General features: G+C 37.6%; 8 protein-coding genes. 4 read left to right on the top strand and 4 right to left on the bottom strand.

The genetic code is table 11. The annotated features are described in order from the left end of the window. Positions 1-167: 167 nt before the first annotated feature. Both V7149_RS02515 and V7149_RS02510 read right to left on the bottom strand, forming a co-directional pair. Positions 168-449 (bottom strand): hypothetical protein, encoded by a 282-nt coding sequence (locus V7149_RS02515; RefSeq protein WP_335344090.1) that lies wholly within the window; start codon positions 447-449, stop codon positions 168-170. Positions 450-586: 137 nt separating this feature from the next. Further along, positions 587-1,705 (bottom strand): NAD(P)/FAD-dependent oxidoreductase, encoded by a 1,119-nt coding sequence (locus tag V7149_RS02510; protein ID WP_335344089.1) that lies wholly within the window; start codon positions 1,703-1,705, stop codon positions 587-589. Between the two features lie 203 nt (positions 1,706-1,908). Here V7149_RS02510 and V7149_RS02505 point away from each other — a divergent pair, with 203 nt between their 5' ends. The 3 genes from V7149_RS02505 to V7149_RS02495 are packed head-to-tail and all read left to right on the top strand — an operon-like array spanning position 1,909 to position 5,785. Then, positions 1,909-3,492, top strand: coding sequence for a spore germination protein (locus tag V7149_RS02505; protein ID WP_335344088.1), 1,584 nt, complete (start codon positions 1,909-1,911; stop codon positions 3,490-3,492). Beyond that, positions 3,489-4,685 carry a Ger(x)C family spore germination protein gene (locus tag V7149_RS02500; RefSeq protein WP_335344087.1) on the top strand — a complete coding sequence of 399 codons (1,197 nt, stop codon included), beginning with the start codon at positions 3,489-3,491 and terminating at the stop codon, positions 4,683-4,685. The genes V7149_RS02505 and V7149_RS02500 overlap by 4 nt, the downstream gene beginning before the upstream one ends. Further along, positions 4,682-5,785: a GerAB/ArcD/ProY family transporter gene (locus tag V7149_RS02495; RefSeq protein ID WP_335344086.1), complete on the top strand. Its 1,104-nt coding sequence runs from the start codon at positions 4,682-4,684 to the stop codon at positions 5,783-5,785. The genes V7149_RS02500 and V7149_RS02495 overlap by 4 nt, the downstream gene beginning before the upstream one ends. A 72-nt stretch (positions 5,786-5,857) precedes the next feature. Here V7149_RS02495 and V7149_RS02490 read toward each other — a convergent pair whose 3' ends face one another. Then, positions 5,858-6,643 carry an HAD family hydrolase gene (locus V7149_RS02490; protein WP_335344085.1) on the bottom strand — a complete coding sequence of 262 codons (786 nt, stop codon included), beginning with the start codon at positions 6,641-6,643 and terminating at the stop codon, positions 5,858-5,860. Between the two features lie 132 nt (positions 6,644-6,775). Further along, positions 6,776-8,002, bottom strand: a complete 1,227-nt coding sequence (locus V7149_RS02485) for a DUF438 domain-containing protein (RefSeq protein ID WP_335344084.1) — start codon at positions 8,000-8,002, stop codon at positions 6,776-6,778. A 187-nt stretch (positions 8,003-8,189) separates the two neighbouring features. Between V7149_RS02485 and V7149_RS02480 the strand changes: the two genes are divergently transcribed. Beyond that, positions 8,190-8,919, top strand: a 730-nt coding sequence (locus tag V7149_RS02480) for a hypothetical protein (protein WP_335344083.1), incomplete at its 3' end; no start/stop codon positions are given.

The raw sequence follows: 8,919 nt of genomic DNA, 5'->3' as shown, positions 1-8,919 counted from the left end.
TCATTATCCTTCCGATATTATTGGAAGTGCCCTCTTAGGTACTTTAATGAGTATCCTTATTGATAAAACTGCTCGTTGTGTAAATTTCTTTGCTCGTCCATAGTTTATTTCGATTTTGAATATGAAAATGCCCACAGTAAAGCGGGCATTTTCATTGAATAGGAATACTATTTGTTTGTTAAATTATCAGGTGCTAATTCTTTTGCAAACTCTGCTAAAGCAGCTTTAGGAATTTGCCCCTTAAAAGGGGTTTGCATCGTATTCATAACATTTTGAAGTGGGTTTTTCATATTTTTATTGCGATTTCTATTTAATCCGTATGCTGCAGCACTTGCTCCTAGACCCAGTAATGTTGCCCAAATTATTCCGCGGTTACTTCGTTTTCTGCCAAATGCATTTTGTAATATCCTTGTATTTAAAAGCGCTATCATCCATTTATTCAAATCCAAGCACTTCCTCTATAAAAAATTGAAAAGCAATTTGCGGCTTTCCACTTTTAATATGTTCTATAAGAGGAATGTCGATGCTGGTAATAGTATGAAAAATTTATAGAAGGATTTTCAAACTATTTAGATGTTAGCACAATTTACTTGCCTATAGCTTCAGCAACATCATAAAGAGAAAGGTCAATTTCTAATGGTTGGCCAAGGGCAAGCTTTGCTAGTTCAGCACCCAAATAAGGTCCTACAGTTAAACCTGATGCGCCAAGGCCATTAGCAATTAATATTCCCTTATAATTCGGCAATGCCCCTATCACTGGAAGAAATCCAGGTGTGAACGGCCGAAAGCCAACCCTAATTTCAAGAACCTCACTATCGCTTAAACCTGGGGCAACGGCAATTGCTTTGCTAAATATTTCATTTTGTCCGCCTGCTGTTACCCGGAGGTCAAAGCCTTTGTCATCCTCATGTGTGGCTCCAATCACCACTCTGCCTCCATCAAATGCTAAGATGTATTGGTTATTCGGCGGCATGATGACGGGCCATTCACTCGTATCTGATTTTGCCAAATGGAGATGAATGATTTGCGCTTTTTGGGGAGAAACTAAAAAGTTTACACCAAGAGGCTGCATTAATTCTTTAGCCCACGCACCTGCCGTTACGATAACGTGATCTGCGAGAAATGTTTCCCCATTCACCGTTACTCCAGTCACTACTTTTTCATTAAATTGTATGACTGCATTTCCATGCATATACAAAGCTCCGTGCTTTTTAGCAGCATTTATTAAGGATTGGCAGAGCGCTCTGCCATTTACCCTTGCTGCACCGCTTATATATAATGAAGAATACTCCCCTGCCAAAGGAGGAAATCGCTTATTTGTTTCATCAGGAGATAATTTTGTAATTTCTCCTATTTCAGGTGCGCTCTCAAGACGTTTGAACGCTCTTTCCTCCATTTTTTCTAGTTTATCATCGTCTGTATGGATGCTAATGGCTCCTACCTTTTTATAGCCAGTTTCGGTTTCCCCATCTGCTTCCAATTGTTTTATTAGAGAAGGATAATATTTTGCCCCGTTCTTTGCCAGCTTGTACCATGCTTGATTTCGTCTTTGTGAAAGCCATGGGCAAACAATTCCTGCTGCAGCATCGGTGGCTTGTCCGCGGTCTTGGCGATCAACCAATATGACTTCTGCACCTGCTTTTGCGAGATGATAGGCAGTTGATGAACCTAAAATGCCTGCCCCTATGACAATATATGATTTCATTGAATATGCACCTTTTTCGTTAAAAATATTTCCCTCGTTCACGAATCCATTATTTATTATACCTTTATTTTCTAAGCGACAGAACCTTAATGGACATGGGAATAAGTTTCTCTCCTTTTTCCTCCTGAAAAAATCCATAATGCGTATACTAAACCACTTAATTGGAAAAATATACTTAAGAATTTATGGGAGGCTCATTTATCTTGGTTAAGCTGAAAAATAAGAAAAAATTATTTGACTTTATAAAAGAGAAATTACCGGAGCCTTCCATTGACCAATCTGAAAAATTAAGTCCTGACCTTTCAGCGAATGAAGGTGCCTTAAAAGAGATTTTCCAAAATTGTTCAGATTTTGTCCTTCGACCTATTTATGTGTTCAATGAAATAAAAATATTACTTGTTTACATTGATGGTTTAATTGATACCAAAAGTCTGGAAGAGGTTTTTCTAAAGCCTTTAATGTTTGAAGGCCCACCGAAAGGTTCGGATGAGGTTCAAACATTTGGAAAGGTGATCGAACAACAGTTATTTTCAAGTGCCCAGGTAAAAAATGTATCCACTCTAAAGGATCTTGTTGACGAGGTTTTAAAGGCGAATGTTGGCGTTATTGTGGATGGAGAAACAAAAGGATTAATTGCTGATTTGAAAGGCTTTGAAAAAAGAGGAATCGAAGAACCGCAGACAGAGGTAGTTATTCGTGGCCCAAGGGATGGATTTACAGAAACAATAAGGACAAACACCTCCCTTATCCGCAGGAGAATTAGAAGTCCAAAGCTTAAATTCGAGCCGTTTACTTTGGGAGAATATTCTAAGACTGATATCGCGATTGCTTATATTGAGGGGATTGCCCCAGACTCTTTAATTGAAGAAGCACGGAAAAGGATAGAGCGAATTCAAATTGATGGAATATTAGATTCTGAGTTTATTGAAGAATTTATTGAAGACTTCCCTTTTTCTCCATTCCCGCAAATCCAAAATACGGAGAGACCAGATGTCGTAACTGCAAATCTGTTAGAAGGACGAGTGGCCATTTTTGTTGATAACACCCCATTTGTACTCATCGTTCCAATGACATTTTGGGCAGGCATGCAGGCAACTGAAGACTATTACGAACGCTTTATTTATACAACCTTTATTCGAATTATTCGCTTTATTTTATTAAATATTTCTCAATTCCTACCTTCCATCTATGTAGCCCTGACAACCTATCATCCTGGATTAATACCGACTACTTTGCTCATAAGTGTTGCAGCTGCAAGAGAAGGAGTGCCATTCCCTGCCATTATTGAAGCCTTAATTATGGAATTGGTTTTTGAAGGACTTCGTGAAGCGGGTATTCGGCTTCCAAAGCCAGTCGGTTCAGCGGTCAGTATTGTTGGGGCGCTCGTCATCGGTCAGGCAGCCGTACAGGCAGGTATTGTTTCCTCCCCGATGGTAATCGTTGTAGCAACGACAGGAATTGCCTCTTTTGCCATTCCTCGCTACAATTTCGGAACTGCTTTTCGGATGATCCGGTTTGCCTTATTAATTTTGTCAGGAATTTTCGGTTTATATGGGGTTGTATTGGGATTAATTGCGATTACAATTCATCTCGTAACTCTCCGTTCCTTCGGTGTTCCTTATTTTAGTCCTTTTGCTCCACAGATTTTTTCAGGCTTGAAGGATGTAATTATCAGGGTGCCTAAATGGGCTTATAATTATCGACCGCCATTTACGAGCGGTGTGAATAAAATGCGAATTCCATTTGGACAAAGACCAAATCCTGGTCAAGGCAGGGAAGAAAAATGATCAAAAAATGCATAATCATAATTCATTTTTGCATGTTCTTAGTTCTCACCACCGGCTGCTGGGATCGCAAGGAATTAAACGAAAGGGCTATATGGCTCGCAACAGGATGGGATCTCGGAAAGAAAAAAAACATTCAGCTTAGCGGCCAAATCGTCATCCCTTCCAATATGCAATCTCAAAGTGGCAGCAGTGCGGGCGGAAATGAGTCTTTTACAATATCGGCAGAAGGAAAAAATGTTAACGATGCTACACAAGTTATGCAGGAAAAGCTATCAAGACAAGCCTTCGTAGGTCATAGAAGTGTTATATTTTTTGGGGAGGAATTTGCCAAGTTAGGAGTCAAGCATCAACTGGATGCACTTACCCGTGGATCTGATGTAAGTTTACGGACGGATATATTTGTCGTCAAAGAGGCCACAGCACTAGAAGCACTCAATATTTCTGATCCACTAGAAAAGCCTCCTGCTGTTGCTGCCATTAAAGGGCATGAGGAATACGGAGGAAGAGGTGACATTGCTTTAGTAAACTTTTTAATTGCAGCTATCAGCGATGGTATTCGACCATCTCTTCCAGTTATAGAGCTCACAAAAGTTCAAACGGGAAAATCTTCAGGTGGAGAAAGTTCTTCAAATGATGTTTTGAAAATAGGAGGTTTAGCTGTTTTTAATAAAGACATAAAATTAGTTGGCTATTTAAATAATGTGGAAAACAGGGCCTTTCTTTGGATTAAAGGAGTGTTAAGAAAAATAACTATTACCAATCCATATGAAGATGGGAATGCAAGTCTAATCTTAACTAAAATAAATAGTGAAATTGTAACAAAATTGGGAAGAGACAATAAAATAAAAATTACTGTGAAATTGACCGGGGAAGGAGCCATTCTCGAAAACAATACACATTTAGATCTAAATGAACCGAAAAATGTTCATAAGATGAGAAAGGTATTTGAAAAGACAGAAGAAAAAAGAGCACTTAAAACGATAAAGAAAGTCCAACATAAATACGGTCAGGATATTTTTGGATTTGGTGAAGAAATTCATAAAAAATATCCTCGTCAATGGAAGGAGTTAAGCAAGGATTGGGATAGGCATTTTTCAGAAGCTGAAATTATAGTAACAACAAATTTTGAAATCAAGCGGATTGGCATGACTGGCCCATCTATCTTGCTAAAAGAAAGTGAGATTCATAAATGAAAATTACTGGTTTGCAAATTTTTTGGATAATATTCACCTTTCAAACAGGCAATATGCTTCTACTGGCAGTGAATCCAACGATCATTGATGCAAAACAAGATGCATGGATTTCCGCGATTATCAGCATAATATTAGGCATCGTGATTGTTTTGATAGCTACAAGGGTAGCACTGTTTTATCCAAAACAAACCTTGATTGAATTCTGTAAACAAATTTTGGGCAAATGGATTGGGACAACTATTGTCTTATGTTATTTTATTCAATGGTATTCGGTTATTGGTAATATTCTAGGGGAGTTTGCACAGTTTACCATTACCATCCTATTACCTAGTACCCCATCGTGGTCGCTTATTGTAACGATGCTGATTGTCATTATTTACGTCACCAATATTGGAGGAATTGAAGGAATCGCACGCTGCAGTGAAGTATTTGGGCCTCTCGTTCTTCTCATGGTAACTGGACTAGTTTTTTTTACGATACCCAATTTTGATATTCAGAAAATATTACCCATTTATTCTGACACCGGATTTATCCAAATCATAAAAGGGTCCTTATCCCCACTTTCATTTCTTGGCGAGTCTGTTATTATGATGATGCTTGTTGCTTTTATGGATGAACCAAAGAAAGGTCCATCCAGGGCAGTATGGGGGATCATCATCTCTGGTTTCTTCGTGAGCACGGCGACAATCAGTGTATTGATGGTATTCGGCCCTCACATCTCGCAAAAACTATTGTTCCCAGCTATAGATATGGTCCGCTTTATTTCCATTATGAAATTTATTCAAAATTTGGAGATTGTTGCGGTTCTAATTTGGATTCTAAGTGTTTTTATTAAGCTATCTGTATACTTTTTTGCGGCAAGCTATGGAACAGCGCAATTACTAAAAATAAAGGATTGGAAAAAGGCCATTTGGTTTGTCGCAATCGTGACATTTGTTTTAGCGATTTTTCAGCCAACCATTACGTTATTTGGGGCCGAATATGTAAAAAAATATTGGGTGAAGTATGCATTACCGATAAATATGGTTGGAATCCCTATATTGCTGTTAATCGTTGGAGGAATCCGAAAACGTTTTGCTCCTGCCAATAAGGCATCTTAATTTTTTTCTGAAAAGCGCTGATGATCTTGCAAATCAGCGCTTTCTTGAACTCTTTGATAAAAATGCCTATGTTCATTGTATGTCATTTAATATTTGAAAAAGCTCCTCCAAATGACGGATTTCATAGGTAGGAATAACCTCATTTCGTTCTTTATCCTCCCTATTTATCCAAACAGACTGTATGCCAGCACGATTGGCGCCAAGAATATCTGTCATCAGATTATCCCCTACCATTATGACTTCATCTTTTTGCAGCGACATTAGAGATAGAGCATGTTCAAAAATAGAAGGATCTGGCTTCCCTCTTCCAAACCTCCCTGAAATGACAATTTGGTCAAAATAAGGGGCTATTTCAGGTGTAATCGTTAATTTCGTGTTTTGTAAATCAGGGGAACCGTTTGTAAGTAATAGGAGTTTGTAGTTTCCTTTTAACTGGTCTAAAACTTGAAAGGTCTCTTCATAGACAAACGGAGATTTACGTCGCGCCTGTGGGAAAAGTTCCGCCAATTCAAACCCAAAGTCTGGATCATCGACACCCATCCTTTTTAACCCTCTTGTCCATGCATCTTTCCGATAACCAGGAACAATCTCTTTCATTTTTCTAAAATCTTCATGACCATCTAAAAAGTTCCCCCATAGTCCTTCAAAAGGATTGATTCCGATCATTTGAGTAAAGTCATAAGTTTCATAGGAAGAGTAAAGATTTCTTGCTTCCTCTCGAACAGCAGCTTCAAACTGGTTATGGTCCAATCCATAACGATCCCCTGCCATTTTACAAGTTGCTGCAAAGGCTTCCTTCACGCTTTTTTGATCCCAAAGTAGTGTATCATCTAAATCGAAAAAAACTGCTTTTATCATTTTGAGCCTCTCTTTAAGTATTATTTTATATACTAGTTTATCATGACATATTATAGAAAAGTATTATTCTTTTTAATATTCATAAATTAAAAACACCATTCAGCCATTCCGAACGGTGTTCATTGTAATAAATTATGATAAAATTCTTTTTTCCCCTTCTATTGCTTTGATAGGATCAATATTTTGGGTGAATTCTAATGTGCCAATATAATTTTCGTTCTCGTCCCTTACGGCGAAATAACGAATGTACACATATTTATCCCGGAATTTAATCCAAAAATCTTCAGTATCCTTCCGTCCTGATTTAAAGTCAGCTAATAATTCTTCAACAAGATGCACGCTTCTTGGCGGATGACAGTTTTGAACGGTACGCCCGATTACAGCCTTAGTTCTCGCAAAAATTCTCTCTTTTCCATGTGAGAAATAGCGGACAACATCGTCTTGGTCGATAAAGGTAATGTCGACAGGTAAATGATTTAATAGCAGCTCCAGTTGCTTTAAAGATAAAATCCCTGTTTCCATTTTTATATAGCCCTCTGAGATAGCGTTCTCCCCTAATTGCTTCCTTTCTGGCTTCCATTCTTCTACAGGGCTAGTAAGGCAAAAACCAATTTCATCGCTTTCATGTGCGATCTTTACCCATTCATCCTCAGTTAGATTTTTCAAAGCCATCGGGAAAAGGATGTGCTCTTCTCTATAGATCATGTTGATTACTTCTTCCATAATAAAATGAACGAGATTCACGATTTCCTGTTTATTGCCATCATAATTGGACAGCTTATGTTTTGACTCTTTAATGCCATCTCTAATAAAGTCGTCAATTCTCCACATATTGTTTGTTGGACCGTATATCCCGTACTTCTCAAGATACGGAAATAGCAGATTTTCTTTCCGGCTGTAATGCTTATCAATATCTAATAAAAGATTGCAATCCTCCAAAAGCTTGTAAACATTTTCAGATGAATCTTCATCGATAAACTGTTGTAAGTGTAATTGAACCTTTGATTTAATTAACTTTTCAAGCTCGTGATTTTCTTGGACGAATGTATGAATTGGATGTCCAGGCTCATTTTCCGGCCTTATAGTACTTTCTGATTCCACAATAGACCCCTTGAATATATCCGTATGGGCTGCATACAAACGCTGCAAATCATCCATCGGAATTCCGCCTTCTTCCATTAAATCATGCTGGAGCTGAGAAATTTCCTCAATAGTGACTTTTCCGATAAATGCATTAAAATGAGCTTTTACTTCATCTACATTTCTTCCTTTATGTAGATCTATAAAAATTTGTTTTAAAACGGTTTGACGTTCTGTATTCTTAATCGTATGTTCTCGATTATTGATGATTTCGCTCATAACGGTTCTCCTTTACAATGGACTTTATTTAATTGATTATTGTTCTCATAAATAAAGTACCATTTATTTGAGTAAAGGATTGTGATGACCATCATACTCTTTAAAATTGAGTTAAGATTAGTTTCATGATAATCTAACCGTAATCTATTACATAAGCATACACAAATCTAAGAAAGGGTGAGTACTTATGGAAAATAGTTCAACTGTCAATTCCATAACCTATCTTCCTCCAAAAGGGACATATGAAACCTTTGTTGATGAAAACCATTACTCGGAGAAAGTTAGAGAATGGGGTCTATCAACAACGAAAGAGGTCAAAAAACAATTCCTATATAAGGAAAAAAACCTTCAGTATACTGTAACAGTAAAGGGCTATGAGGCTTATGAGAAAAACAACGAATTAAATACAATCATTATTGAATTTCAAGACGGGAGCTTATGCTGCATTCATCCTGCCTACCTAAAGGAAATGCAGGCTTCAAGCTTCGGAAAAGGTACCTTTACTGATGCAACTGCACAAGGCGCACCTTCCATTAGTCAAGAGGGACAAATGGAAGATAAACAGCCTGTGGAAAATAAAAGCATAGAAGAAATAAAAGAGCCAAAAAAGAAAAATGAGAAGAAAGAAAAGCCAGTTAAACTCGAGCTTCCCGAAGAGAAGGTTCATTTTACGGCAGCAGTAAAACAATTCGCTTTAAGCTGGAATAATTTTAATGAGGAAAATGATGAAGTTATTATCTTGGAGAATGTTGTCATCCTGCAAGAAAATCCAATTGATGTGGGACTATCTTGGTGCTCTCACTCAAAGACTTTGAAGAAATATGAACTGGCACCTGGTGATATCCTTGAATTCGATGGGAAAATCGTTAAGAAGAAATTACCTAAAGGCAAAGATGTGGAAGAAGAATTTATTGTTG

Origin of the sequence: Bacillus sp. JJ1503, from assembly GCF_036965125.1 — a bacterium.
Lineage (GTDB): Bacteria > Bacillota > Bacilli > Bacillales > Cytobacillaceae > Cytobacillus.
The sequence above is the reverse complement of the archived record's forward strand: the minus strand, read 5'-3'. Positions and strand labels throughout refer to the sequence as shown.